The organism is Isoptericola variabilis (assembly GCF_050311655.1).
GTDB lineage: Bacteria > Actinomycetota > Actinomycetes > Actinomycetales > Cellulomonadaceae > Isoptericola > Isoptericola variabilis.
The window spans coordinates 666,997-692,565 of the sequence record NZ_JBNOZM010000001.1; the positions used below are offsets into that span (position 1 = coordinate 666,997).

At 74.5% G+C, this 25,569-nt stretch carries 24 protein-coding genes; 23 read left to right on the forward strand and 1 reads right to left on the reverse strand.

The genetic code is table 11. The annotated features are described in order from the left end of the window. The first annotated feature begins 110 nt into the window (after positions 1–110). The 17 genes from ACQP60_RS03210 (at position 111) to ACQP60_RS03290 (ending at position 19,869) form a co-directional block, all read left to right on the forward strand. Positions 111–587, forward strand: coding sequence for a nitroreductase/quinone reductase family protein (locus ACQP60_RS03210; protein ID WP_429728377.1), 477 nt, complete (start codon positions 111–113; stop codon positions 585–587). Positions 588–685: 98 nt separating this feature from the next. Then, the gene (locus ACQP60_RS03215; protein ID WP_429728379.1) at positions 686–2,122 is read left to right on the forward strand and encodes a bifunctional folylpolyglutamate synthase/dihydrofolate synthase; all 1,437 of its coding nucleotides are present in this window, start codon (positions 686–688) and stop codon (positions 2,120–2,122) included. Between the two features lie 142 nt (positions 2,123–2,264). Further along, positions 2,265–3,260, forward strand: a complete 996-nt coding sequence (gene dhaK, locus ACQP60_RS03220) for a dihydroxyacetone kinase subunit DhaK (protein WP_429728380.1) — start codon at positions 2,265–2,267, stop codon at positions 3,258–3,260. Positions 3,261–3,301: 41 nt separating this feature from the next. Continuing rightward, on the forward strand, positions 3,302–3,979 hold the full coding sequence (gene dhaL, locus ACQP60_RS03225) for a dihydroxyacetone kinase subunit DhaL (RefSeq protein WP_429728381.1): 678 nt from the start codon (positions 3,302–3,304) through the stop codon (positions 3,977–3,979). Then, positions 3,976–4,671 carry a dihydroxyacetone kinase phosphoryl donor subunit DhaM gene (gene dhaM / locus ACQP60_RS03230; protein WP_429728382.1) on the forward strand — a complete coding sequence of 232 codons (696 nt, stop codon included), beginning with the start codon at positions 3,976–3,978 and terminating at the stop codon, positions 4,669–4,671. The genes dhaL and dhaM overlap by 4 nt, the downstream gene beginning before the upstream one ends. 57 nt (positions 4,672–4,728) lie before the next feature. After that, a complete protein-coding gene (locus ACQP60_RS03235; RefSeq protein ID WP_429728383.1) occupies positions 4,729–5,337 on the forward strand; it encodes a TetR/AcrR family transcriptional regulator in 609 nt (202 codons plus the stop codon). 94 nt (positions 5,338–5,431) lie between these two features. Next, positions 5,432–7,138, forward strand: coding sequence for an MDR family MFS transporter (locus tag ACQP60_RS03240; protein WP_429728384.1), 1,707 nt, complete (start codon positions 5,432–5,434; stop codon positions 7,136–7,138). Continuing rightward, entirely contained in the window at positions 7,135–7,578 is a 444-nt protein-coding gene (locus ACQP60_RS03245) for a DUF4233 domain-containing protein (protein WP_429728385.1), read from the forward strand. Before ACQP60_RS03240 ends, ACQP60_RS03245 begins: the two co-directional genes overlap by 4 nt. A 120-nt stretch (positions 7,579–7,698) precedes the next feature. After that, positions 7,699–8,157 carry a nucleoside-diphosphate kinase gene (ndk, locus tag ACQP60_RS03250; protein ID WP_429728386.1) on the forward strand — a complete coding sequence of 153 codons (459 nt, stop codon included), beginning with the start codon at positions 7,699–7,701 and terminating at the stop codon, positions 8,155–8,157. 156 nt (positions 8,158–8,313) lie between these two features. After that, complete coding sequence (smc, locus tag ACQP60_RS03255) at positions 8,314–11,931, forward strand: chromosome segregation protein SMC (protein ID WP_429728387.1); 3,618 nt, start codon at positions 8,314–8,316, stop codon at positions 11,929–11,931. A 4-nt stretch (positions 11,932–11,935) separates the two neighbouring features. After that, positions 11,936–12,262, forward strand: a complete 327-nt coding sequence (locus tag ACQP60_RS03260) for a hypothetical protein (protein WP_429728388.1) — start codon at positions 11,936–11,938, stop codon at positions 12,260–12,262. Positions 12,263–12,335: 73 nt separating this feature from the next. Further along, entirely contained in the window at positions 12,336–13,505 is a 1,170-nt protein-coding gene (ftsY, locus tag ACQP60_RS03265; protein ID WP_429728389.1) for a signal recognition particle-docking protein FtsY, read from the forward strand. Between the two features lie 157 nt (positions 13,506–13,662). Then, positions 13,663–14,949: an ammonium transporter gene (locus ACQP60_RS03270; protein ID WP_429728390.1), complete on the forward strand. Its 1,287-nt coding sequence runs from the start codon at positions 13,663–13,665 to the stop codon at positions 14,947–14,949. Further along, positions 14,946–15,284, forward strand: coding sequence for a P-II family nitrogen regulator (locus ACQP60_RS03275; protein WP_429728391.1), 339 nt, complete (start codon positions 14,946–14,948; stop codon positions 15,282–15,284). Before ACQP60_RS03270 ends, ACQP60_RS03275 begins: the two co-directional genes overlap by 4 nt. Before the next feature lies 1 nt (position 15,285). Next, a complete protein-coding gene (locus ACQP60_RS03280; protein ID WP_429728392.1) occupies positions 15,286–17,055 on the forward strand; it encodes a [protein-PII] uridylyltransferase family protein in 1,770 nt (589 codons plus the stop codon). 43 nt (positions 17,056–17,098) lie between these two features. Beyond that, positions 17,099–18,712 carry a signal recognition particle protein gene (ffh, locus tag ACQP60_RS03285; RefSeq protein WP_429728393.1) on the forward strand — a complete coding sequence of 538 codons (1,614 nt, stop codon included), beginning with the start codon at positions 17,099–17,101 and terminating at the stop codon, positions 18,710–18,712. Positions 18,713–18,765: 53 nt separating this feature from the next. Then, positions 18,766–19,869: an amidohydrolase family protein gene (locus ACQP60_RS03290; protein WP_429728394.1), complete on the forward strand. Its 1,104-nt coding sequence runs from the start codon at positions 18,766–18,768 to the stop codon at positions 19,867–19,869. Between the two features lie 45 nt (positions 19,870–19,914). Here ACQP60_RS03290 and ACQP60_RS03295 read toward each other — a convergent pair whose 3' ends face one another. Next, positions 19,915–21,453 (reverse strand): M16 family metallopeptidase, encoded by a 1,539-nt coding sequence (locus ACQP60_RS03295; protein WP_429728395.1) that lies wholly within the window; start codon positions 21,451–21,453, stop codon positions 19,915–19,917. A gap of 296 nt (positions 21,454–21,749) precedes the next feature. Here ACQP60_RS03295 and rpsP point away from each other — a divergent pair, with 296 nt between their 5' ends. The 6 genes from rpsP (at position 21,750) to lepB (ending at position 25,479) form a co-directional block, all read left to right on the forward strand. Then, positions 21,750–22,172: a 30S ribosomal protein S16 gene (rpsP, locus tag ACQP60_RS03300; RefSeq protein ID WP_429728396.1), complete on the forward strand. Its 423-nt coding sequence runs from the start codon at positions 21,750–21,752 to the stop codon at positions 22,170–22,172. Then, on the forward strand, positions 22,172–22,411 hold the full coding sequence (locus ACQP60_RS03305; RefSeq protein ID WP_429728397.1) for an RNA-binding protein: 240 nt from the start codon (positions 22,172–22,174) through the stop codon (positions 22,409–22,411). Before rpsP ends, ACQP60_RS03305 begins: the two co-directional genes overlap by 1 nt. 128 nt (positions 22,412–22,539) lie before the next feature. Beyond that, positions 22,540–23,091, forward strand: coding sequence for a ribosome maturation factor RimM (gene rimM, locus ACQP60_RS03310; protein WP_429728398.1), 552 nt, complete (start codon positions 22,540–22,542; stop codon positions 23,089–23,091). A gap of 1 nt (position 23,092) precedes the next feature. Beyond that, a complete protein-coding gene (gene trmD, locus ACQP60_RS03315; RefSeq protein WP_429728800.1) occupies positions 23,093–23,914 on the forward strand; it encodes a tRNA (guanosine(37)-N1)-methyltransferase TrmD in 822 nt (273 codons plus the stop codon). 171 nt (positions 23,915–24,085) lie between these two features. Beyond that, complete coding sequence (rplS, locus tag ACQP60_RS03320; RefSeq protein WP_429728400.1) at positions 24,086–24,448, forward strand: 50S ribosomal protein L19; 363 nt, start codon at positions 24,086–24,088, stop codon at positions 24,446–24,448. 203 nt (positions 24,449–24,651) lie between these two features. Continuing rightward, positions 24,652–25,479, forward strand: coding sequence for a signal peptidase I (gene lepB, locus ACQP60_RS03325; RefSeq protein ID WP_429728402.1), 828 nt, complete (start codon positions 24,652–24,654; stop codon positions 25,477–25,479). Positions 25,480–25,569: the final 90 nt, after the last annotated feature.

A 25,569-nucleotide genomic window follows, 5' to 3' on the forward strand; every position in this document is an offset into this window, starting at 1 on the left:
CACCCGCGGATTCCTGACCGACGAGGACGCTCGGGCCTGGGCGGCCCCCGTGCGGCCGACTACGCTGGTGCTCCCCGGCGCGTCGGCGCCGACCCCCGCGAGGAGTCCGCATGGCCGCGACACCCGCCCCCGAGAAGCGCCCCTTCGTCCCGCCGCGCTGGTTCGTCCGTTCGGCGTGGGCGGTCCAGCGCGCCGGCTACCGGATCAGCGGCGGGCGGTGGCCGCTGCGCCGGCCCACCCCCGGCGGCAAGTTCGGCATGCTGCGCCTGCGCGTCGTCGGGCGTCGCAGCGGCCAGGAGCGCGCGGTCATCCTCGGCTACGTCGAGGACGACGGCCGGTACGTCACCCTCGCGATGAACGGCTGGGGCGACCCGCCGCCCGCCTGGTGGCTCAACCTGCGCGCCCACCCGGACGCCGAGGTGGACACGGTCGACGGCCCGCGCCCCGTGCGCGGGACGGCGGCGCAGGGCGAGGAGCGCGACCGGCTGTGGGCGCTCGTCGGCCGCCACCAGGGCTGGGGCGAGATCGACCGGTTCGCCGCGCACCGGGCCGGCGAGACCCCGGTCGTGGTGCTCGCGCCGCGGTAGTGCTTCCCGTCCTCGGGTCGCCCCCGCAGGGCACTACCGCGCCACGGGAGGCACTACCGCGTGGTGTCCGGCCGGACCCCGTCGCGTAATCTCGGCACGTGAACGCCGAGCCTGACAACAAGCCCTCGTCCGCCGCGCGCAAGGCCCGTGCGGCCGAGCGCCAGGCCGCCCGCGCGGCGGCGGAGGACGCCGTGGCGCAGGAGTCGCTGCGCGAGGTCTACGCGGAGATCATGTCGCGGGCGCCGGAGCACGACATCGACCCCACGCTCGACCGCGTGCGGCGCGTGCTCGAGCTGCTCGGCGACCCGCAGCACGCGTTCCGCGCCATCCACCTCACGGGTACCAACGGCAAGTCGTCGACGGCGCGCATGACCGAGCGGCTCGTGCGCGAGCACGGGCTGCGCACCGGCCTGTTCACCTCGCCCCACCTCACGAGCGTCACGGAACGCATCCAGGTGGACGGCGAGCCGTTGAGCGCCGCCCGGTTCGTGGAGGTCTTCGAGGACGTGGCGCCGTACATCGGCGTGGTCGACCGCGAGTCGCAGGAGGCGGGCGGGCCGCCCCTCAGCTTCTTTGAGGTGCTCACGGTGATGGCGATCGCCGCCTTCGCGGACGCCCCGGTCGACGTCGCCGTGGTGGAGGTCGGCATGGGCGGCCGCTGGGACTCCACCAACGTCGTCGACGGGGAGGTCGCCGTGCTGACCCCGGTCGGGATCGACCACGAGCGCTGGCTCGGCTCCACGCTGGCGGAGATCGCCACGGAGAAGTCCGGCATCGTCAAGGAGGGCGCCACGGTGGTCAGCGCCCAGCAGGAGGTCGTCGTCGACGAGATCCTGCGCGAGCGGGCGGCGGAGGTGTCGGCGCACCTGCTGCGCGAGGGCGTGGAGCTCGAGGTCGCCGGCCGCCGGGTCGCCGTCGGTGGGCAGCTCGTCGACCTGCGCACCCCCGCCGGCCTGTACACCGAGGTGCTGGTGCCGCTGCACGGCGAGTACCAGGCGCACAACGCGCTCCTCGCGCTCGCCGCGGTGGAGGCGTTGCTCGGCGGCCGGGCCCTGGACGGCGGGGTGGTCGAGACGGCGTTCGCCGACGTCGTCGTGCCCGGGCGCCTCGAGGTGGTGCGCTCCAGCCCGACCGTCCTCGTGGACGCGGCGCACAACCCGCACGGCGCGCAGGCCCTCGTCGACGCGCTCGACGAGGAGTTCGACCTGCCGCGCCTGGTCGGCGTCGTCGCCGTGATGGCGGACAAGGACGTCGAGGGGCTGCTCGCGACCCTCGAGCCGGCGCTCACCGAGCTCGTGCTCACGAAGAACTCGTCGGCCCGCTCGGCCGACCCCGAGGACCTGCTCGAGGTGGCCCAGGAGATCTTCGGCGAGGACCGCGTGCGCACCGCCGCCCGCCTCGACGAGGCGCTGCAGGTGGCTGCCGACCTCGCCGAGAGCGGCGACCAGGTCGGCGTCGGCACCGGCCGCGGCGTGCTCGTCACCGGCTCGGTCATCACGGTCGCGGACGCCCGGATCCTGCTCGGCCGCGGCTGACCCGCCGCTCCGGGACGTCGGGAGGGCGCACGCACGATCACCCGCCCCGTACCGCGCGGGGGTGCTGCGTGCCGTGCGAGCCGGGTGTTGGATGGGGGCAGGCCGCCGCGTGGCACGGCGGTGGCAGGCGAGGAGGCACGACATGAAGAAGCTGCTCGACGAGCCCGCGGACGCGGTGACCGACTCGCTCGCGGGGTTCGGGCTCGCCCACGCCGACCTGGTCGACGTGCACCACGAGCCCGTGTACGTGACGCGGGCTGGCGGGCCCGTCCCGGGCAAGGTGGGCCTGGTCAGCGGCGGTGGGTCCGGTCACGAGCCGCTGCACGCCGGGTTCGTCGGCGACGGGATGCTCGACGCGGCCGTCCCGGGCGCGGTGTTCACCTCGCCGACGCCGGACCAGATCGTGCCGGCGATCCTCGGTGCGGACTCGGGCGCCGGCGTCGTGGCGATCGTCAAGAACTACACCGGCGACGTGCTGAACTTCGAGACCGCCGTCGAGCTCGTCGAGGCCGAGGGCTCGCAGGTGGCGACGATCCTCGTCAACGACGACGTCGCCGTCGAGGACTCCCTGTACACGGCGGGGCGCCGCGGCGTCGCGGGCACGGTGTGCGTCGAGAAGATCGCTGGCGCGGCGGCCGCGCGGGGCGACGACCTCGGCAAGGTCACCGAGATCGCCGGGCAAGTCGTCGCGAACGTGCGCAGCATGGGCGTCGCCCTGACGGCCTGCACGGTGCCGCACGTCGGCAAGCCGTCGTTCGACCTGCCCGACGACGAGGTCGAGATCGGCATCGGCATCCACGGCGAGCCGGGCCGCCACCGCATCCCGTTCACCGGCGCCACCGAGATCACGCGCAGCCTGCTCGACCCGGTGGCCGACGACCTGCGCCTGGCCGCCGGCGAGGACGTGCTGCTGTTCGTCAACGGGATGGGCGGCACGCCCTTGTCGGAGCTGTACGTCGTCTATGGTCGAGCGCGCGGGCTGCTCGAGGAGCGCGGGGTCACCGTCTCCCGGTCGCTCGTGGGCAACTACGTGACGTCGCTGGAGATGCAGGGCGCGTCGATCACGGTGCTGCGGCTGGACGACGAGCTGCGGGAGCTGTGGGACGCGCCGGTGCGCACGGCGGCGTTGCACTGGTGACGGGCGCCGCGGGGCGCCCCGAGGCGAGGAGGCGTGCGGTCATGGGTCTCGACGTGGCATGGGCGGAGCGTTGGGTGCGGCGCACCGCCGACGTCGTGGCGGGGTCGAAGGACGAGCTCACGGAGCTCGACCGGCAGATCGGGGACGGCGACCACGGGGAGAACCTGCACCGCGGGTTCCAGGCGGTGGTCGCGAAGCTCGACGAGCCGGGCGCCGCGGAGCGGGCGGAGGTGGGCGACGTGCTGATGCTCGTCGCGACCACGCTCATGTCGAAGGTCGGCGGCGCCTCCGGTCCGCTGTACGGGACGGCGTTCCTGCGGGCGGCGAAGCGGTCGGCACGCCCCAGCGTGGACGGGTCCGGCGTCGTCGTGCTGCTCGACGCCGCGCTCGAGGGCGTGACGTCGCGCGGCAAGGCGCAGGTGGGGGAGAAGACGATGGTCGACGCCCTCGCCCCCGCGGTCGAGGCGGCCACCGCCGCCGCGGACGCCGGCCAGGACCCCGTGGGCGTGCTGCGGGCCGCCGCCGACGCGGCCGACGCCGGGGCCACCGGCACCATCCCGCTCGTCGCCACCAAGGGGCGCGCGTCCTACCTGGGGGAGCGGAGCGCCGGCCACGAGGACCCGGGCGCGCGCTCGACGGCGCTGGTGCTGCGCGCGGCCCTCGACGCGGCGCTCGACGCTCCGCCGGTCGAGAGCGAGGCGGAGGCGGTCGGGGAATGAGCGTCGGGCTGCTGCTCGTCTCCCACTCGGCGCGGCTCGCCGAGGGCACGGTCGAGCTGGCCCGCGAGATGGCGCCGGACGTCGTCCTGGAGAGCGGGGCGGGCGACGGCGAGGGCGGCCTGGGCACGTCGCTGGAGGTGGTGCAGGACGCGCTCGGGCGCGCGCTGCCGCGCGCCGACGGCGTCGTGGTGCTGGCGGACCTGGGCTCGGCCGTGCTGACCGTCGAGACGGCGCTCGAGCTCGACGACGAGCTGGCCGGCCGGGTGCGCCTCGCCGACGCTCCGTTCGTCGAGGGCGCCGTCGCCGCGGCGGTCGCGGCCCAGCAGGGCGCCGGCCTGGACGCGGTGCTGGCCGCCGCCGAGGGGGCGGGGGCGCCCGCCGCGCCGACCGCCCCGGCCCCTGCCGCGACGCCGGAGACCGCCGCGGGCGCCGGAGAGGCGGTCTCGGCCCGGGTCGTGATCCGCAACCCCCTGGGACTGCACGCCCGCCCGGCTGCGGTGGTGGCGCGGGCCGCGGCGGCCTTCGGCGGGCCGGTCACCCTCCAGGGCGTCGACGCGACGAGCGTGCTGCAGCTCATGGCGCTCGGCACCGCCGCCGGGACCGAGGTCGAGGTCTCCGCGCGCGGGGCGGACGCGCGCGACGCCGTGGACACGGTCGTCGGGCTGATCGAGGGCGGGTTCGGTGAGGTGTGACCACCCTCACAGGAAATTGCACTTGGTGCAATATTGCAGTGGGTGCATGATTGTCCGGTGACTCCTCCCGCCGGCGACCTCGGACTGCGTGAGCGCAAGAAGCGCGCGCGCACGGACGCGATCGTCGACGCCGCCCAGCGCCTCGTGCTCGAGCGCGGCCTGGACGCCGTGACCGTGGAGGGGATCGCCGAGGCGGCCCAGATCTCGCCCCGCACGTTCTTCAACTACTTCGAGTCGAAGGACGACGCGGTGCTCGGTCAGGGCTCGTTCGAGCTGAGCGCCGAGACCCGCGAGGCGTTCGCGGCCGGAGGCCCCACCGGGCGCCTGGTGGCGGACCTCGAGGTGCTCGTCCGGTCGTTGCTCTCCGCGTTCGCCGGTCCCGGCAAGCACCAGGGCGAGCAGGTGATGGAGATCCTGCAGCTCGAACCCCGCCTGCTCGGCAGGCACTTCGCGTGGTTCGAGCGGCACAAGACCCAGGTCGTCGCGCTGTTCGAGCGGCGGCACGAGGCGGCCCCCCTGCCGGCCGACCCCGAGATGTGCGCCATGGTCGTCTTCGTCGTCACGCGGGCGGCGATGGACGACTGGGCGCGCACCGGCCACGAGGGCGACGTCGGCGACCACGTGCCGCACGTCGTCGCCCAGCTCGCCGCCGTCCTCACCTCCTGAGCGGCGGGCGTCCCGCCCGCACGTCTCGTCAGCACCACCCCCAGCCCCCGTCTCTACCCCGGCGCCCCCACGCGCCACCGATCCGAGGTGTCCCATGAGCAGTGCCCCTGCTGCCGCGCCGGACAAGCCCGTCGTCGTCCTGACGCAGCGCACCGTCTGGCTGATCTTCGGCGCCCTGATGGCGTCGATGTTCCTGTCCTCCCTCGACCAGACGATCGTCGGCACCGCGATGCCCACGATCGTCGGCGAGCTCAACGGCGTCGAGCACCAGGGGTGGGTCGTCACCGCCTACATCCTGGCCGTCGCCATCGGCATGCCCCTGTACGGCAAGTTCGGCGACCTCATGGGGCGGCGCTGGCCGTTCCTCGTCGCGATCGGGCTGTTCACGCTCGCGTCCGTGGGCGCGGCGCTGTCGCAGAACATGGTCGAGCTCGTCCTGTGGCGCGCCGTCCAGGGCCTCGGCGGCGGCGGGCTGATGATCCTGTCGCAGTCGATCATCGCCGACATCGTGCCCGCCTCCGAGCGCGGCAAGTACATGGGCCCGCTCGGTGCCCTCTTCGGCATCTCCGCCGTCCTCGGCCCGCTCCTCGGCGGCTGGCTCACCGAGGGTCCGGGCTGGCGCTGGACCTTCTGGATCAACCTGCCCGTCGGCGTCGCGGCGTTCGTCGTCGCCTGGTTCGCGCTCAAGCTGCCCTCGCACCGCTCGTCGCGCCCGGTCGACTGGGGCGGCATCGTGACGATGGCGATCGCGACCACGGGCATCGTGCTCGTCACGAGCTGGGAGTCCCTGTCGTCGTCGGGTTACGACTGGACCGACTGGCGCCTGTCCGGCCTCGTCGTGGTGACGCTCGCGGCGGTGGCCGCGTTCATCCTGATCGAGACCCGCGTCGCGGAGCCGCTCATCCCGCTGCGCCTGTTCAAGAACCGCACCTTCACCATCACGACGCTCATCGGCCTCGTGCTGGGCATGGGCATGTTCTCCGCGATGGCGATGATCCCGACGTTCCTGCAGATGTCCACGGGCGCCGGCGTCACCGAGTCGGGCTGGCTGATGCTCCCGATGATGGCCGGCATGATGCTCACCTCCATCGTCTCGGGTATCGCGATCTCCAAGACGGGGAAGTACAAGGCGTACCCGGTGGCCGGCCTGGTCGTCGTCGCGCTCGCGATGGTCTGGCTGACCCGCCTGTCGGGCGACATGTCGATGTGGACGTTCGGCGCGATGATCTTCACGCTCGGCGCCGGCATGGGCCTCGTGATGCAGACCATCGTGCTGGCGGTGCAGAACGCGGTCGACCCGCACGAGCTGGGCACCGCCACGAGCTCGAACAACTTCTTCCGCGAGATCGGCGCGGCCGTGGGCTCCGCCCTGTTCACGACGATCTTCACCACGCGTCTCACGGACAACCTCACCGAGGTCTTCGCGGGCGCGCCCGCCGGGGCCGGCGGCGCGGGGGAGTCGAGCCTGACGCCGGGCGTCGTGCAGTCGCTGCCCGAGCCGCTCAAGTCGGGCATCATCGACGCCTACGCCGACGCCCTCGCGCCGTCGTTCTGGTACCTCGTGCCCCTGGTCCTGGTCGGCCTCGTGCTGGCGTTCTTCCTGCCCGTGATCAAGCTCTCCGACGTCGCCGGCATGGTGGCGCGCGGGGAGGCGGTCGCGGACCCGGCCAAGACGGGGGCGCTCGACGAGCTGCCGGTCGTCGACGGTGCGGCGGACGGTGCGGCGGAGGTCGTGGCGGGCGCCGCGGGCGACGACGACGGTCCCGGGACCCGCGAGCGCGCGGATATCGTGGGGTCGTGAGCAAGAAGGACGACCGGCCCCGCCCGGGGGACCGCATCAAGCCCCGCAAGCCCGCCAAGGTGCAGTTCACGTCGATGATGCTGCAGCTGGAGGCGTTCGTGGTGCTGTTCGCCGGCGTCGCCCTCTACGGGCTGCGGAACACCGGCTACGAGCGCGGACCGCTGGTGATCGAGTCGCCGCTCGCCCTGTGGCTCGTGATCGGGGTGCTGTTCGTGGTGCTGCTGGTGATGTCCCGCATGGTCGGGACGCCGATGGGGTACTACGCGGGGACGGTCGTCCAGGTCCCGGTGCTGGCGATGGGCCTGCTGCTGCCGATGATGTTCGTCGTCGGCGTGGTGTTCGTCGCCATGTGGGTCGTCTCCCTGCGCCTGGGCGGTCGCATCGACCGCGAGCGCGCCCAGTACGACGCCGAGCACCCGGAGACGGCGCCGAACCTCTGACCGGACCGGTGCTCCACCCGGCGGTCTGTCGCGTCGTCCATCCGGACGACGCGACAGACCGCCTCGTCGTTGGTCGCCGGGCGTCCAAGGCACGGTGCGGGCGCCGATAGGCTTTCCGCCATGACCGACGTCGCAGACACGACCCTGCCCGCCGAGCCCGCCATCGAGCGCACCCTGGTGCTCGTCAAGCCCGACGGCGTGCGCCGCGGCCTGTCCGGAGAGGTGCTGCGGCGCATCGAGGCGAAGGGCTACACGCTCGTCGCCGTCGAGCTGAAGCAGGCCACGACCGAGCTGCTCGCCGCGCACTACGCGGAGCACGAGGGCAAGCCGTTCTACCAGCCGCTCGTCGACTTCATGCTCTCCGGCCCGACGCTCGCCGTCGTGGCCGAGGGCCAGGGCGTCATCCCCGGCTTCCGTTCGCTGGCGGGCGCGACCAACCCCACCGAGGCCGCCCCCGGCACCATCCGCGGCGACCTCGGTCGTGACTGGGGCCTCAAGGTGCAGCAGAACCTGGTGCACGGCTCGGACTCGCCGGAGTCCGCGGCCCGCGAGATCGGCCTCTGGTTCCCGAACCTCTGAGGGCTCGCGCCTCACGCACGACCCCTCGCACGACGTCGCACGGCCGGGCCCCTGCACGGGCCCGGCCGTCGGCATGTCCGGACGTCCCGGTGCGGCGTCGGGTCGGCAGCGGCGTCGTTCCGCGGATCGGCGGGTTCCGGCGGTTAGGCTCGCCGGGTGCACCTCAAGACGCTCACGCTCCGCGGCTTCAAGTCGTTCGCCTCGGCGACGACGCTGAGCCTCGAGCCGGGCATCACGTGCGTCGTGGGGCCGAACGGCTCGGGCAAGTCGAACGTGGTCGACGCACTCTCCTGGGTCATGGGGGAGCAGGGCGCCAAGTCCCTGCGCGGCGGCAAGATGGAGGACGTCATCTTCGCCGGCACCGCCGGCCGCCCGCCGCTGGGCCGCGCCGAGGTGTCGCTGACGATCGACAACACCGACGGCGCGCTGCCGATCGAGTACACCGAGGTGACGATCTCCCGCACGCTGTTCCGCAGCGGTGGCTCGGAGTACGCGATCAACGGCAGCTCGTGCCGCCTGCTGGACATCCAGGAGCTGCTGAGCGACTCCGGCATCGGCCGCGAGATGCACGTCGTGGTGGGGCAGGGGCAGCTCGACGCCGTCCTGCGCGCCACCCCCGACGACCGGCGCGGGTTCGTCGAGGAGGCGGCCGGCGTCCTCAAGCACCGCAAGCGCAAGGAGAAGGCCTTGCGCAAGCTCGAGGCGATGCAGGGCAACCTCGCCCGCCTCACGGACCTCACCGCGGAGCTGCGCCGCCAGCTCGGGCCGCTCGGACGGCAGGCGGAGGCGGCCCGCAAGGCCCGCACCGTCCAGGCCGACCTGCGCGACGCGAAGGCGCGCCTGCTCGCCGACGACCTGGCCCAGCTCACCGCCCAGATGGCGCAGGAGCGTGCCGACGAGGCAGCGCTGCGCGAGCGGCAGCGCGAGACGGAGCAGGGCCTGGAGCGGGCGCGCGAGCACCTCGCACGCCTGGAGGTCGCGGCGTCCGCCGCGGTCGCGGACGCCGGCCGCGCGGCGGACGCCTTCCACGCCCTCGGCGCGCTGCGGGAGCGGCTGCGCGGCCTCGCGACCCTGGCCGACGAGCGCGTGCGGCTGCTCGGTGCCGCCGAGCCGGAGCACCGCGGCCAGGACCCCGCGGACCTCGAGGCGCAGGCCGAGCGCGCGCGGGCCACGGAGGCCGAGCTGACCCGCGAGGTGGAGCTCGCGCGAGCCGCGCTGGAGTCCGCCGTCGCCGCGCGCACCGACGCGGAGAAGGCGGCGGACGCTGCGGAGCGCGAGCTCGCGACGCTGCACCGCGGCGCCGCCGACCGGCGCGAGGGCCTCGCCCGACTCTCCGGGCAGGTGGCCGCGCGGCGCAGCCGCGTCGAGGCCGGCGACGCCGAGCTGGAGCGGGTGCGCGAGGTCGTGGCCGAGGCCGAGCGCCGGGCCGAGGAGGCCGCGCGCGAGTTCGGCGCCCTCGAGGTGCAGGTCGTGGGCGCCGAGGAGGGCGAGGAGGACCTCGACGCCCGGCACGAGGAGGCGGCGACCGCGCTCGCCGGGGCGCAGGCGGCGGTGCAGGACCTCGAGGCCCGCGCGGCCGAGGCCGAGCGCGACCGCGCCACGTGGAGCGCGCGGGTGGAGGCCCTGGAGCTCAGCCTGGACCGCAAGGACGGCGCGGGCGCCCTGCTCGCGGACGCCGCGCCCGGCGTGCTCGGCTCGGTCGCCGCGCTGCTCGGCGTCGAGCCCGGCTACGAGGACGCGGTGACGGCCGCGCTCGGCCCGGTCGCGGACGCCGTGGCCGTGCGCGACCTCGACGCGGCGGTCGACGCGCTGCGCCGGCTGCGCGACGACGACGCCGGACGCGCCGGGCTCGTCGTGGGCGGCACGGACGGCAGCACGAGCGGCAGCACGGACCGCACCGGCGACGGCGGCGCGTCCGGGGAGCCCGGGGTTCCCGCCGACCTGCCCGACGGCGCGCGCCGCGCGGCCGACGTCGTCACCGTGGCGGGGCCGGCGGCCGCGCCGCTGCGCGCGCTGCTGCGCGACGTCGTCGTGGTGGACGACCTGGCCCAGGCGCGCGCGCTGGTCCAGAAGGAGCCCCACGTCGTGGCCGTGACGCGGGCGGGGGACCTGCTGGGGGCGGGCAGGGCCTGGGGCGGCTCCGCGGCAGCGCCGAGCGTGCTGCACCTGACCTCCGCGCTCGACGAGGCCAAGGAAGGGCTCGACGACGCCGCGGCCCGCGGCGAGCGCTGCCGCTTCGAGCTGGTCGGGGCGCGCGAGCGGCTCCAGGAGGCGCAGGCCGCCCACGACGACACCCTCGCGCGGCTCCACGAGTCGGACGCGGCGCTCGCCGCCGTCGCGGAGCAGCTCGGGACGCTCGGCGCGGCCCACCGGTCGGCGCTGGCGGAGGCCGAGCGGCACCGGAAGACGCTCACCCAGGCGGCGGAGCGCCGGGAGGCCGACGCGGCGGAGCTCGCCGAGCTGACCCGGCGCCTGGAGGTCGCGGAGGCCGAGCCCGCGCAGTCGCAGGAGCAGGTGGCCGAGGCGCAGGCCGCGCGCGAGGCAGCGCAGGAGGCCGCCACCGCGGCGCGCGCCGCGGAGACCGAGGCACGGCTGGAGCTGCGCACCAGCGAGGAGCGGGCGCGGGCCGTCGCCGGCCGCGCGCAGGGGCTCGCGCGGGCCGCGGCGCAGGAGCGCGCCGCGCGGGAGAAGGCCGAGCGGCGGGCGGTGCAGCGGGCGGCCGAGGCGCGGACGGCGGCCGCGGTGCGCGACGACGCGGGCACGGCCCTCGCCGCGCTCGCCCGGTCGATCGAGCGCGCCCAGGCCGAGCGCGCCGCCGCCGACGAGGAGCGCGCCGCGCGGCAGCAGGAGCTCGAGTCGGTCCGCACCGACGCGGACCGGCTGGCGGCCGAGCTGCGCGACCTCACCGACGTCGCGCACCGCGACGAGGTGGCGCGCGCCCAGCAGGTGGCCCGGCTCGAGCAGCTGCAGGCCCGGGCGGTGGACGAGCTGGGCAGCGACCCCGACGTCCTGGTCGAGGAGTTCGGCCCGCACCGCGACGTGCCGGTGGCGCGCCCCGCCGACGCCGCCGAGGAGGACCCGGACCCCGAGCCGGTGCCCTACGTGCGTGCGGAGCAGGAGAAGCGGCTCGCGACGGCGGAGCGGGCCCTCGCGCGCATCGGCGCCGTCAACCCGCTCGCGCTGGAGGAGTTCGCGGCCCTGGAGGAGCGGCACCAGTTCCTCACGGAGCAGCTCGCGGACCTCAAGAAGTCGCGCCAGGACCTGCTGCACATCGTCGAGGAGATCGACGAGCGGGTGCAGCAGGTCTTCGCCGAGGCGTTCCGCGACACCGCGGAGCAGTTCGAGCGGGTCTTCGGCCGGCTCTTCCCGGGCGGGGAGGGGCGCCTGGTCCTCACCGACCCGGGTGATCTTCTCACCACGGGCATCGAGGTCGAGGCGCGCCCGGCGGGCAAGAAGGTCAAGCGGCTGTCGCTGCTGTCCGGCGGGGAGCGGTCGCTCACGGCGGTCGCGTTCCTCGTGTCGATCTTCAAGGCGCGCCCCAGCCCGTTCTACGTGATGGACGAGGTGGAGGCGGCGCTCGACGACGTGAACCTGGGTCGCCTGCTGGAGATCTTCAGCGAGCTGCAGGAGGACTCCCAGCTCATCGTCATCACCCACCAGAAGCGCACGATGGAGGTCGCGGACGCGCTGTACGGCGTGACGATGCGCGGCGACGGTGTGACGACCGTCATCTCCCAGCGGATGCGCGAGACCGTCGATGCGCGGGGAGAATAGCGCCATGCTCACGTTCGTCCTCTGGGTCCTCGGGTCCCTCGTTCTCGCCGCGGTGGTGTTCCTCGTGGCCAACGTCATGGAGCGTCGTGAGGGACAGGACGACGAGGCCCCCGGTCTCGGTCGCTTCCTCCGCGACTTCCGGTCCGGGCTGCGCCGCAAGCGCGTGGCGCCCCCCGCCCCGGTCGAGACCGGCATGGACGAGTTCTTCGCCGCGACGATCGAGGACGCCCCGGGGTACGTCGACCCGGAGGAGCTCACCGAGGCGCTGCACCGCGCCCGCCTGCAGGCCCGCAGCTCGTGGCACGTGGGGACGGTCCGCAAGCCGGAGTGACCCCCGGACTCCCGGGTCCCGGTGACCGTCCGCGCCGGGCGGCGCGGTGGTGCGCTTCTGGGAGACTGTGCGCGTGACTGATCTGACCTGGCTCTGGATCCTCCTCGGCGTCGTCGTCGTGATCGGCGTCGGCTCCGCCCTGCTCGTCCCGAGGTCGCGCCGCCGGCACGCCGACCACGACGCGCAGGGCCCGACGGCGGTCGCGCCCCCGGCGGAACCGGCCGCACCTCCCGCGGAGTCGTCGCCCGTCGCGGTGCCGGAGGCCGCCGCCCCGGTGGAGACCGCGCCCGCGCTCGAGACGCCCGAGCCGGTGGCCGGCCGCCTGGTGCGCCTGCGCGACCGGCTCGCCCGGTCCGGCTCGCCGCTCGGCGCGCGGCTGCTGAGCGTCCTGTCCCGCGACCACCTCACCGAGGACGACTGGGACGAGCTCGAGGAGACGCTGCTGCTCGCCGACATCGGTGCCGGACCGGCGGAGGAGCTGCTCGACGCCCTGCGCACCCGCGTGCGCGTGCTCGGCGTACGCGACCCGAAGGCCGTGCGCGAGCTGCTGCGCGAGGAGCTGCTCAAGGTCGTCGACCCCGCCCTGGACCGCGAGGTCGCCACGACCGGCCCGGTCGGCGAGGACGGGGAGCGGCTGCCCGCCGTCGTGCTGGTCGTGGGCGTCAACGGCACGGGCAAGACGACGACGGTCGGCAAGCTCGCGCGCGTGCTGGTCGCGGAGGACCGGTCGGTGGTGCTCGGCGCGGCCGACACGTTCCGCGCGGCGGCCGCCGACCAGCTGCAGACCTGGGGCGCGCGGGTGGGCGTGGAGACGGTCCGCTCGGACCGCGACGGCGCCGACCCGGCCGCCGTCGCGTTCGACGCCGTGAAGCGGGGCAAGGCCGAGGGCACCGACGTCGTCCTCGTCGACACCGCCGGCCGCCTGCAGAACAAGGCGGGCCTCATGGACGAGCTCGGCAAGATCACCCGCGTCATCACCCGCGAGGCGCCGCTCGCGGAGGTGCTGCTCGTGCTCGACGCCACGACTGGCCAGAACGGCCTCAACCAGGCGCGCGTGTTCGGCGAGGTCGCCGGCGTCACCGGCATCGTGCTCACCAAGCTCGACGGCACCGCCCGCGGCGGCATCGTCGTCGCCGTGCAGCGCGAGCTCGGCGTCCCGGTCAAGCTCGTCGGCCTGGGGGAGGGCCCGGACGACCTGGCGCCGTTCGACCCCGAGCAGTTCGTGGACGGCCTGCTCGGCTGACCAGCCGGCGAGCCTGCCGACGAGGCCCCGTCACGCAAAGTTCACGCGTGACGGGGCCTTGTCACACCCACGAAACACCAGAACACTCCAGGCGAAACGCCGCCCGACCACGGTAGTGCCCGACCCGGCCGCCCGGCTGGTGAGGGAGGAACAACTCATGGAGCTGGACACCGGAGCAACCGCGTGGATGCTGATGTCGGCATCTCTCGTGCTCCTGATGACCCCTGGACTCGCGCTCTTCTACGGCGGGATGGTGCGCGGCAAGTCCGTGCTGAACATGATGATGATGTCGTTCGGCGCGATCGCCGTCGTCGGCGTCGTCTACGTGCTGTGGGGCTGGTCGATGTCCTACGGCGCCGACCTCGGCGGCATCGTCGGCAACCCGTTCGACCAGTTCGGGCTGTCCGGCGCGATCTACGACGCGGCCGGTGAGTTCGCGATCGACGACTTCGGCGTCCCGGGCATCGTGGGCGTCGGCTTCCAGGCGACGTTCGCCATCATCACCGTCGCCCTGATCTCCGGCGCGATCGCGGACCGCGCCAAGTTCGGCACCTGGATGGTCTTCGTGGCCGTGTGGGTGACCCTCTGCTACTTCCCGATGGCGCACATGGTCTGGGGCGGCGGCCTGCTGTCCGGCGACGGGCCGTTCGCGTCCATCGCGACGCCCATCGACTTCGCCGGCGGCACCGTCGTGCACATCAACGCCGGTGTGGCCGCCCTGGTCCTCGCCCTGGTGGTCGGCAAGCGCAAGGGCTTCGGCTCCGAGCCGATGCGCCCGCACAACCTGCCCCTCGTGATGCTGGGCGCGGCCCTCCTGTGGTTCGGCTGGTTCGGCTTCAACGGCGGCTCCGCCTTCACGGCCGACGGCTTCGCCGGCCTGGCCTGGGTGAACACGACCGTCGCCACCGCGGCCGCCGTGCTCGGCTGGCTCCTGGTGGAGAAGCTGCGCGACGGCTCCGCGACGTCGCTCGGCGCGGCGTCGGGCGTCGTGGCGGGCCTCGTCGCGATCACCCCGGCCGCCGGGTCCGTCAGCCCCGTGGGCTCGATCGCGGTCGGCGCGATCGCCGGCGTGCTCTCCGCCTTCGCGGTGGGCCTCAAGTACAGGCTTGGCTACGACGACTCGCTGGACGTCGTGGGCGTCCACCTCGTCTCCGGCCTGTGGGGCACCGTCTCCATCGGCTTCCTCGCCACCGAGACCGGGCTGTTCTACGGCGGCGGGCTGAACCAGCTCGCGGTCCAGGCGATCATCGCCGTCGTCGCGGTCGTCTTCTCCGGCATCATCACGTACCTCGTCGCGATCGCGCTCAAGGCGGTCATGGGCTGGCGGGTGTCCGAGGAGGCCGAGGTGAGCGGCATCGACCTCGCGGTGCACAGCGAGTCCGCGTACGAGACCGTCCCGCAGGGTTCCGCCGGCGGCCAGATCAAGAGGGAGATCCGCGCATGAAGCTCGTCACCGGGGTCGTCCAGCCCCACCGCCTGGACGACGTGAAGTCGGCCCTCGAGGCCGCGGGCATCCGCGGCATGACGGTCAGCGAGGCCAGCGGCTACGGCCGCCAGAAGGGCCACACCGAGGTGTACCGCGGCGCCGAGTACACGGTCGACCTGGTGCCCAAGGTCCGCGTGGAGGTCCTCGTCGCGGACGAGGACGCGTCCACGGTCGTGGACGTCGTCGTCAAGGCCGCCCAGACCGGGCGGATCGGTGACGGCAAGGTGTGGACGACGACGCTCGACGACGTGGTGCGCGTGCGCACCGGCGAGCACGGCGACGCGGCCCTCTGAGGTGGCCGACGCCGTCGGCGGGCAGGTCGGCGCGCTGCGCGCCGACCTGCTCGCCGTCGCGGACGGGCTCACCGGTCCGGGCCGGTCGGGGATCGCGCGCCGTACCGCCCTGCAGCAGCTCGTCACCGACCGCCTCACCCCCCTGTTCGAGGCCGCCACGGCCGACGTCGACCCGACGGGCCTCGCGCTGGCCGCCGTCGGCAGCCTGGGGCGCGGCGAGCTCGGCCCGCTCTCCGACCTCGATCTCGTGCTCGTGCACGACGGACGCACCCACAAGCCCGACGAGCTCGCCCGCGTCGCCGACGCCCTCTGGTACCCGCTCTGGGACTCGGGCGTCGACGTCGACCACGCGGTGCGCTCCCTGAGCCAGACCCGCCGGCTCGCCTCCACGGACCTGCCCGCCGCCGTCGGCTGGCTGGACGTGCGACCCGTCGCGGGGGACGCCGTCGTCGTGCACCGCGCGGCGTCCGCGATCCTCACCGACTGGCGCTCGGCGTCGCGCCGGCGGCTGCCCGAGCTGCTGCACAGCGCCCGCGAGCGCGCCGAGCGGGCGGGGGAGCTGGCCTACCTCATCGAGCCGGACCTCAAGGAGTCGCGCGGCGGCATCCGCGACGCCGTCCTGCTGTCGGCGCTCGCGGCCACCTGGCTCACCGACCGCCCGCACGGCCGGGTGGACCGGGCGTACGCGCACCTGCTGGACGTGCGGGACGCGGTGCACGTCGTGACGCGGCGCCGCTCCACCAAGCTGCTCCTCGCCGACCTGGACGAGGTGGCCGCCCGCTGCGGCCACGACGACCCCGACGAGCTGCTGGCCAGCCTCGCCGAGGCCGGACGGGAGATCTCCTACGCGCTGGACTCGACCGTGCGCCGTGCCCGCCAGGCGCTGCAGCGGCCCGCGGTCCGCCGGCCCGTCATGGTGCGCGGGCGCCGGTCCGCCCCACGGCTGCGGTCGGTGGGCGACGGGCTCGTCGAGCACGACGGCGAGCTGGTGCTGGCCGTGGGGGCGCAGCCGGCCGAGGACCCGCTCCTGCCGCTGCGCGCGGCGGCCACCGCGGCGCGCACCGGGCTCGCGCTCTCGCCCGTGACCGTGCAGTCCCTGGCCCAGGCCCCGCCGGTGCCGGCGCCCTGGCCACCCGCCGCACGGTCCGCGCTGCTCACGCTGCTGGGCGCGGGCCCGGCGCAGGTGCCGGTCTGGGAGGCCCTCGACCTGGCGGGCGTCGTCACGACGTGGATCCCCGAGTGGGCGGCCGTGCGCAACCGCCCGCAGCGCGCCGCGATCCACCGGCACACCGTGGACCGTCACCTCGTGGAGACGGCCGCGCGCGCCGTCAAGGTCCGTCGCCAGGTGGCCGCGGGGGCGGGCGTCCCGCCGGCGCCGACGGAGCAGCTCCTGCTCGGCGCGCTGCTGCACGACATCGGCAAGCGGCGCGGCGCCGTCGACCCCGACCACTCCGTCGAGGGTGCGCGGATCGCGCCGAACGTCGTGCTCCGGACAGGGTTCGGCGACGCCGTGGCACGCGACGTCGGGATCGTCGTGCGGCACCATCTCACCCTGGCGCGGCTGGCCACGACCGCCGACCTGGAGGACCCGGCCACGGTGGCGGAGCTCCTCGACGCGCTCGAGCACCGTGCCGACCTGCTCGAGACGGTGCGGGTGGTGACGGAGGCGGACGCGTCGTCGCTGGGCCCCGCGGGCTGGACGGCGTGGCGTGCGAGCCTCGTGGACGACCTCACCGGGAGGGCCCGCCAGGCGCTCGCCGTCGGACGGTAGGGTAGGTGGCTGCAACGACCGAATCTCTGTGAGGACCTGCCTGGTGTTCAACTCCCTGTCGGACCGGCTCACCGCGACGTTCAAGAACCTGCGCGGGCGGGGCCGGCTCTCCGAGGCGGACATCGACGCGACCGTGCGCGAGATCCGCCGGGCGCTCCTCGACGCCGACGTCGCGGTGCCCGTCGTGCGTGAGTTCACCGCCGCGGTGCGCGAGCGCGCGCTGTCGGCCGAGGTGTCGGGCGCGCTGAACCCGGCGCAGCAGGTCGTGAAGATCGTCAACGACGAGCTCGTGGCGATCCTCGGCGGCCAGACCCGCCCGCTGCAGCTCGCCAAGACGCCGCCGACGGTCATCATGCTCGCGGGTCTCCAGGGTGCCGGTAAGACCACCCTCGCGGGCAAGCTCGCGCTGGCGCTCAAGGAGCAGGGCCACACCCCGCTGCTGATCGCCGCCGACCTGCAGCGACCCAACGCCGTGACCCAGCTGTCCGTCGTGGCCGAGCGCGCCGGCGTGCCGGTCTACGCGCCGCACCCGGGCAACCAGGGGGCCGAGACGGACGTCGTCATCGGGGACCCGGTGGGCGTGGCCCGCGACGGCGTCGCCGAGGCGAAGGCCAAGCAGCACGACGTCGTCATCGTCGACACCGCGGGCCGCCTGGGCGTCGACCAGGTGCTCATGCAGCAGGCGTCCGACATCCGCGACGCCGTGCAGCCCGACGAGGTCCTGTTCGTCATCGACGCGATGATCGGCCAGGACGCGGTCGCCACGGCGAAGGCCTTCGAGGAGGGCGTCGACTTCACCGGCGTCGTCCTGTCCAAGCTCGACGGCGACGCCCGCGGTGGCGCCGCCCTGTCGGTGGCCACGGTGACGGGCCGCCCGATCATGTTCGCCTCGACCGGTGAGAAGCTCACCGACTTCGAGGTCTTCCACCCCGACCGCATGGCGTCGCGCATCCTCGACATGGGTGACGTGCTCACCCTCATCGAGCAGGCCGAGAAGGCCTTCGACGCCGAGGAGGCCGCCAAGATGGCGGCCAAGGTGGAGAAGGGCGAGGACTTCACCCTGTCCGACTTCCTGGTGCAGATGCAGCAGATGAAGAAGCTCGGCTCCATGAAGAAGATGCTCGGGATGATGCCGGGCATGGGGCAGATGCGCGAGCAGCTCGAGAACTTCGACGAGCGTGAGGTCGACCGCGTCCAGGCCCTCATCCAGTCGATGACCCCGGCCGAGCGCGACAACCCCAAGATCATCAACGGCTCGCGCCGTGCGCGCATCGCCCGGGGCTCCGGCCAGACGACGACGGCCGTCAACCAGCTCCTCGAGCGGTTCGGTCAGGCGCAGAAGATGATGCGCCAGATGAGCAAGGGCGGCGGCATGCCGGGCATGCCCGGCGTCCCCGGCATGCCGGGCATGCCCGGCGGGGGCAAGAAGTCGCGCGGCAAGCAGGCGCCGGCCAAGAAGGTCAAGGGCAAGTCGGGCAACCCCGCGAAGCGGGCGCAGCAGGAGCGCGAGGCCATGCAGCGCGCCCTCGGCGGCCCGGCCGCGAAGCCGTCGGCGCCGGGGTCGGCGTTCGGCGTGGGCGGCGGGGAGCCGGCCGAGCAGGACCTGTCGAAGCTCCAGCTGCCGGACGGCCTCGACAAGCTGCTCGGCGGACGCTGAGGCGCACGGACCGGCGTCCACGGCTCGGTCTCGCGACTCGGTAACCTTCGTCCATGTCTGCCCCGCACGTCCCGCTGCACCTCACCGGCCACGTCCTGCTCGGCCACGACCGCGACGTCGGCGAGATGTGGGTGCGCGACGGGCGCGTGAGCCTCACCCGGCCGTCGCCGCAGGGCAGCGCCACCCGCGAGCTCGAGGGCTGGGTGCTGCCGGGCCTCGTGGACGTGCACTGCCACGTGGGTCTCGGGCCCGACGGCGCGGTCGACCAGGAGACGGCCGAGGGCCAGGCGATCACCGATCGCGACTCCGGCGTCCTGCTCGTCCGTGACGCGGGCTCGCCCGTCGACACGTCGTGGGTCCAGGAACGCCCCGACCTGCCGCGGCTCGTGCGCGCGGGCAGCCACCTGGCCCGACCCAAGCGGTACCTGCGGAACTTCGCCCTCGAGCTCGACGACGTGGGAGCGCTCCCCGACGCGGTGCGCGCCCAGGCGCGGGGCGCCGACGGCTGGGTCAAGCTCGTCGGGGACTGGATCGACCGCGACGCCGGGGACCTCGGCCCGCTGTGGCCGCGCGACGTGCTCACCGAGGCGGTCGCCGCCGCCCACGCGGAGGCGGCGCGCGTCACGGTGCACGCCTTCTCCGAGGAGGTCGTGCCCGACCTGCTCGCCGCGGGGGTAGACGGCATCGAGCACGGCACCGGCGTCGTCGGTCCGCTCGTGGACGAGGTCGCGGCGCGCGGCATCCCCGTCACGCCCACGCTGCTCCAGGTGGCACGCTTCGAGGAGATCGCCCGGCAGGCGGAGGAGAAGTACCCCGTGTACGCGGCGCGGATGCGGCGCATGCACGACCGCCGGTACGAGCACGTGCGCGCGCTGCACGACGCCGGCGTCCCGCTGCTCGTCGGCACGGACGCGGGCGGCACGATCGGGCACGGCAGGGTGGTGGACGAGTGCGCCGAGCTCGTCGCGGCGGGCATCCCCGCCGCCGACGTCGTCGCGATGGCGACCTGGCGGGCGCGCGAGCTGCTGGGCTTCGGCGCGCTCGTCGAGGGCTCCAGCGCGGACCTCGTGGTGTATCCCGCCGACCCGCGCGAGGACGTCGAGGTGCTGCGGCACCCGACCGCCGTCGTCCTGCGCGGGCAGGTCGTGCGGGGCTGAGCCGACCGCCCCGGGTGGGCGATCCGGCGTGGCCCGCCGGCGCTGCTAGGCCTCCGCGGCCATCGCCGCCGGCTCGCCCGGACGGCTCTTGACGTATCGCAGGGGTTCGGGGAGCCGGCCGACCCACGCGGCGAGCGGGCGGGCCAGCCCGCGGAAGAGGCTCGGCGCGACGAGATACGCACAGCCGGACTCGGTGACGAGCTCGAGGTCCCCGTCGCCGTCCGTCCCGGCGAGGACGACGTCGGCGGCGCGCACGACCCGGTCCGGACCATCGCCGCGCAGCACGATCGCCTCGTCGTGGACGACCACCGACATGCCCCGGGCCGGGCCGAACACGCGCCCGCGGAACACCCTCCCGACCCCGGCGGGCGGCCCGGGGTCGTGCTGGCGCTCCGGCCTGATCCCCGCGTCCGTCAGCGTCCGCTCCGTCCGTGCGTCGACCGGCACACCGCCGGGGACCGAGACCAGGAGGGACGTGGCGACGTCGGCGAGCACGTCGCGCACCTGGTCGGCGGTGACCGCCCCGAGCGCCCCGGTCAGCTCGGCGGCGTCGAGCAGGCGGATGCCCCGGAGCTCGTGAGCGGCCACGGTGTCGAGCAGGCTCGCCTGCACGGCACCGAGCGAGAGCTCGCTGGCGAGCGTCTCGCGGGCACCGTCGAGGAGTTCGGTCGACGGGCCCTCGTGGGCCAGACGGTCCAGTGTGGCCACCGCGGTGCCGACGACGGCGCCCGTGCGGTCCGGCTGCGGGTCGAGGTCGACCAGGACGAGCGTGCCGGAGGCCAGGGCGACGGCCCCCACCTCGACGGAGTACACGTCGCCGGTGGCCGTGCGGGTCGACTCCATGAGTGCGTCGGACAGCACGGCGCGAGCGAGCTCGACGCCGGCGCGGTCGTGGCGGGCCCCCACCACGCCGCTGAGGTTCAGCTCCGCCGGGTGGAAGGTCCACGCCCGTCCCGTGAGGACCGGGTCGGGCTCGGCCCGGCGGTTCCCCCGGACGGGTGCGGGGAGGTCGAGCCGCAGGTCCGCCGGCAACGGCCGGGTGCTCGTCAGCACGGCGTTCCCGGCGTGGAACCAGCGCCGCACGACCTCGAGGACCTCGTCCGCCCGCCAGTCGAGCAGGCGCAGGTGCGAGGCGACCGCCGCGCCGGGGCCGCGCGGGCCGTACCGGTGCGAGAGCGGGTCGGGGGCGCCGTAGAGCCCGTCCTGCCCGATCTCGGCGAGCACGGTGCGTCGCTCCGCCTCCAGGTCGGCGTCGCCGACCCCGTTCACCGCCAGGTCGCGCACGGCGTCGCAGACCAGCCCGAGGAACTCCGTGGTCTGCGCGGGCGTCCCGGTCACGTAGAACGACGTCGAGCCGAGCGACGACTCGGCGTTCACCGGGTACCGGACGCGACCGACCCTGCGCATCACGAGGTGCTCCACGAGGTGTGTGATCCCGGCCGTGGTCGGGTCCAGGTCGCGGATGCCGACACCGAAGGCGAGCGTCGTGGTCGGATCGGTCGTGAGATCGGCCCAGCGTGCGGGCACGCCGTCCACCGTGGTGCGGTGCGTGCTCGTCGTCGCGGTACGTGCGTCCGGGTCCATCGATCGGCCGCCCTTCTGTGCTGGACGGCCGGGCGCCGGCGGCGCCCTCGGTCGCGTCTCCGGGAGGGTAGAGGAGCGGGCCGAGGCCGACCAAGTGGGGGCCGGGTGAACCGTGCGAGCACCGCCACCTCCGGTGGCTTTGGCCCGGGCGGGGCCATCTGGCAGAATGGCCCCGTACTCGGCGTGCCCAGGCCCCTCTCTCCTGCGCAGGTCGCGTTCCTGACCTCCGGACACCGCCAGGACCCCACCCGGCGGCGCGTGAGGTCGCCCCACCAGAACCAGGAGACACCACCACAGTGGCCGTCAAGATTCGTCTGAAGCGCCTCGGCAAGATCCGGGCCCCGTACTACCGCGTCGTCGTGGCCGACTCGCGCTCCAAGCGCGACGGTCGCGTGATCGAGGAGATCGGGAAGTACCACCCGACCGAGGAGCCGTCGTTCATCGAGATCAAGTCCGAGCGGGCGCAGTACTGGCTCGGCGTCGGCGCGCAGCCGACCGAGCAGGTCGCCGCGCTGCTCAAGATCACCGGTGACTGGCAGAAGTTCAAGGGTCTTCCGGGTGCCGAGGGCACCCTCAAGACCAAGACCGTGAAGGCCGACAGCGCCGCCGCGGTCGAGGCCGTCGCCGCCGAGGCCGAGAAGGCCAAGGCGAAGGCTGCCGAGAAGAAGGCCGAGGAGCCGGCGGCCGAGGAGGCCACCGAGGCTGAGGCCGAGGCCTGATGCTCGCCGAGGCCCTCGAGCACCTGGTGCGCGGCATCGTGGACAACCCGGACGACGTCCGGGTGGCGTCGCGGACGCAGCGCCGGGGCGACCTGCTCGAGGTGCGGGTGCACCCCGACGACCTCGGCCGCGTGATCGGCCGCGGCGGTCGGACGGCGAAGGCGCTGCGCACGGTGGTCGGCGCGCTCGCGACGGACGGCCCGGTGCGGGTCGACGTCGTGGACGTCGACCGCCGCTGAGCGTGCCGCACCCGCTGCCGTAGCTCTGACGAGGCCCGGTCCCACAGCGTGGGGCCGGGCCTCGTCGTCTGTGGCGGCGGCTCGAGCACGGCATGCTGGGACCGGGACAGATCGAGACAGGAGTGGTCATGCAGCTGGTGGTGGCGCGCATCGGGCGGGCGCACGGGCTCCGGGGCGAGGTCGGCCTCGACCTGCGCACGGACAACCCCGAGGAGCGGCTCGCGGTGGGGCTCACCCTCGCGACGGAGCCTGCGGACGTCGGGCCGTTGACGGTGACGGCGGCGCGGGTGCACCAGGGCCGTTGGCTCGTGTCCTTCGCCGAGGTGACCGACCGCACCGCGGCGGAGGCGCTGCGGGGCGTCGAGCTCGTCGTGGAGGCCGATGCCTCCGACGAGGAGGACGCCTGGTACCCGCACGAGCTGGCGGGCCTGCGGGCCGAGCTCGAGGACGGCACCGTGGTCGGCGAGGTGACCGGCCTGGAGCACCTGCCGGCGCACGACGCCCTGGTCGTGCGCGAGACCGGCGGCGAGCGCACGCTCGTCCCGTTCGTCCGCGCCATCGTGCCGGAGGTCGACGTCGACGGCGGGCGCGTGGTCCTCACGCCCCCGGGGGGGCTGCTGGCCCGGGACGCCGGGTCCGTCGTCGTCGACCGCTCGGACGACGCGCAGGGTGAGGGCTGACGTGCGCGTCGACGTCGTCTCGATCTTTCCCGACTACCTCGCCGCGCTGGACCTGTCGCTGGTCGGCAAGGCGCGCAAGGCCGGGCTGCTCGACCTGCGGGTGCACGACCTGCGCGACTGGACCACCGACCGGCACCGCACCGTCGACGACACCCCGTTCGGCGGGGGAGCGGGCATGGTCATGCGGCCCGACGTCTGGGGGCGCGCGCTTGACGACGTCCTGCCCGCGGGCGGGGGCGGGCACCTGGTCGTGCCCACGCCGTCGGGCGACGTGTTCACACAGCGGCATGCGGAAGCGCTGGCCGCCGAGGAGCACGTGGTCATCGCGTGCGGGCGCTACGAGGGCATCGACGCGCGGGTGGCCGAGCGCACCCGCGCCGCCGGTCACCGGGTCAGCGAGCTGTCCATCGGCGACTACGTGCTCAACGGCGGGGAGGTGGCCGCGCTCGTGATGATCGAGGCGTTCGGGCGGCTGCTGCCGGGGGTCGTGGGCAACCCGCACTCGCTGGTGGAGGAGTCGCACGGCGCGGCCGGCCTCCTGGAGTACCCCGTGTACACGAAGCCGCCGGAGTGGGAGGACCTCGAGGTGCCGGACGTGCTCCTGTCCGGCCACCACGCGCGGATCGAGCGCTGGCGCCGCGACCGGGCGCTGGAGCGCACGGCGGCGCGTCGGCCCGACATGGTGGCCGCGCTGGACCCGGCGACCCTCGACAAGGCCGACCGGGCCGTCCTCGAGGGCCTGGGCTGGGCGGTGCGTGACGGACGCCTCCGCCCGGTGGGGGGTCCCGAGGCGGGAGCCGCGCCAGGCGGTATGGCAGAATAGGGCGCTGGTGTGTTCGCCGACCCGGCCTCTGCCACAGGGGAGGTCACGGCAGGCTGCTGGTCAGCCCGCCCGGTCGAGGAGCCGACGCACCACCGACACGTCAGATTCCGCGCGCCCTTGCGGGTGCGCCATGATCTTGCACCTGACCTGTGGCAGGGCGGGGAGAGAACCATGCACACGCTCGACTCCGTCGACGCAGCCTCGCTGCGCTCCGACGTCCCGGAATTCCGCGCCGGCGACACCGTCAAGGTCAACGTCAAGGTCGTCGAGGGCAACCGCTCGCGCGTCCAGGCGTTCCAGGGCATCGTCATCGCGCGTCAGGGCGGCGGCGTCCGCGAGACGTTCACCGTCCGCAAGATCAGCTTCGGCGTCGGCGTGGAGCGCACGTTCCCCCTGCACGCTCCGACCGTCGAGTCGATCGAGGTCGTCTCCCGCGGCGTCGTCCGCCGGGCGAAGCTGTACTACCTGCGCAACCTGCGCGGCAAGAAGGCCAAGATCCGCGAGAAGCGCGAGAACGCGCCGGCCGCGAAGTGAGGCCGTGCGTCGCGACGCACCGCGCCGCGACGCGCTGACACCCCCCGGACGGGCGGTCCTGCGACGGCAGGGCCGCCCGTCCGTCGTCCGCGCGACGTCCGGACGTCGCCCGTGGTCGCGGCCGGCTGGGCGTGCGCTGGAGTTCCTCTGGGCTGCCCGGCCCGGGTTTCGCCGTGGACGGTGGCGAGTGAAAGAGTGAGGGCGTGGCAGACTCCGATCCCGTGACCGACCGGCCGAGCTCGCGCGAGCCCCGACCCCACGACCGTCCCGCCGCGGGGTCCGGAGACGGTCCCGAGAGCTTCGACGCCGTGGTCGGCGCGGGCGGCACCGCCGCCGCAGCAGCCGAGGGACCGCCACCGCGGCGCGGCCTGGGCGTCCTGCGCGAGACCGCGATCATCGTGGTCAGCGCACTGGTGCTGTCGTGGCTGATCAAGACGTTCCTGGTGCAGGCGTTCTACATCCCCAGCGGCTCGATGGAGGACACGCTGGAGATCGGCGACCGGGTGATGGTCTCGCGCATGGTGCCGGACGTGTTCGACGTCCACCGCGGCGACATCGTGGTGTTCAAGGACCCCGGCGGTTGGCTGCCGCCGTACGAGCCCCCGGAGCGCACCCCCGTGGGGCAGGCCGTGACGAACGTGCTGACGTTCGTCGGCCTGCTGCCGCAGGAGACCGGCGACCACCTCATCAAGCGCGTCATCGGGACGCCCGGCGACCACGTGACGTGCTGCGACGACCAGGGGCGCGTGAGCGTCAACGGGGAGCCGATCGACGAGGAGCCGTACATCAAGCCGGGCTCGGTGCCGAGCCAGGACCCGTTCGACAAGACGGTGCCCGAGGGCATGCTGTTCGTCATGGGGGACAACCGCCAGAACTCCGCGGACTCGCGGTACAACGAGGGCAAGCCGGGCGGCGGCTTCGTCCCGATGAGCAACGTCGTCGGGTCGGCGTTCGCGACCGTGTGGCCGCTGGGCGACGCGACCCTGCTGCGCAACCCGGGCGACGTCTTCGCGAAGGTCCCCGAGCCGTGACGTCGGTCGTCGAGCGGGGCCCGGAGACCGTTCGCCGCCCCACCCCGCCGCGGCGCCGCGCCGCGAACGGTGCGTCGTCCGCCGCGGGCA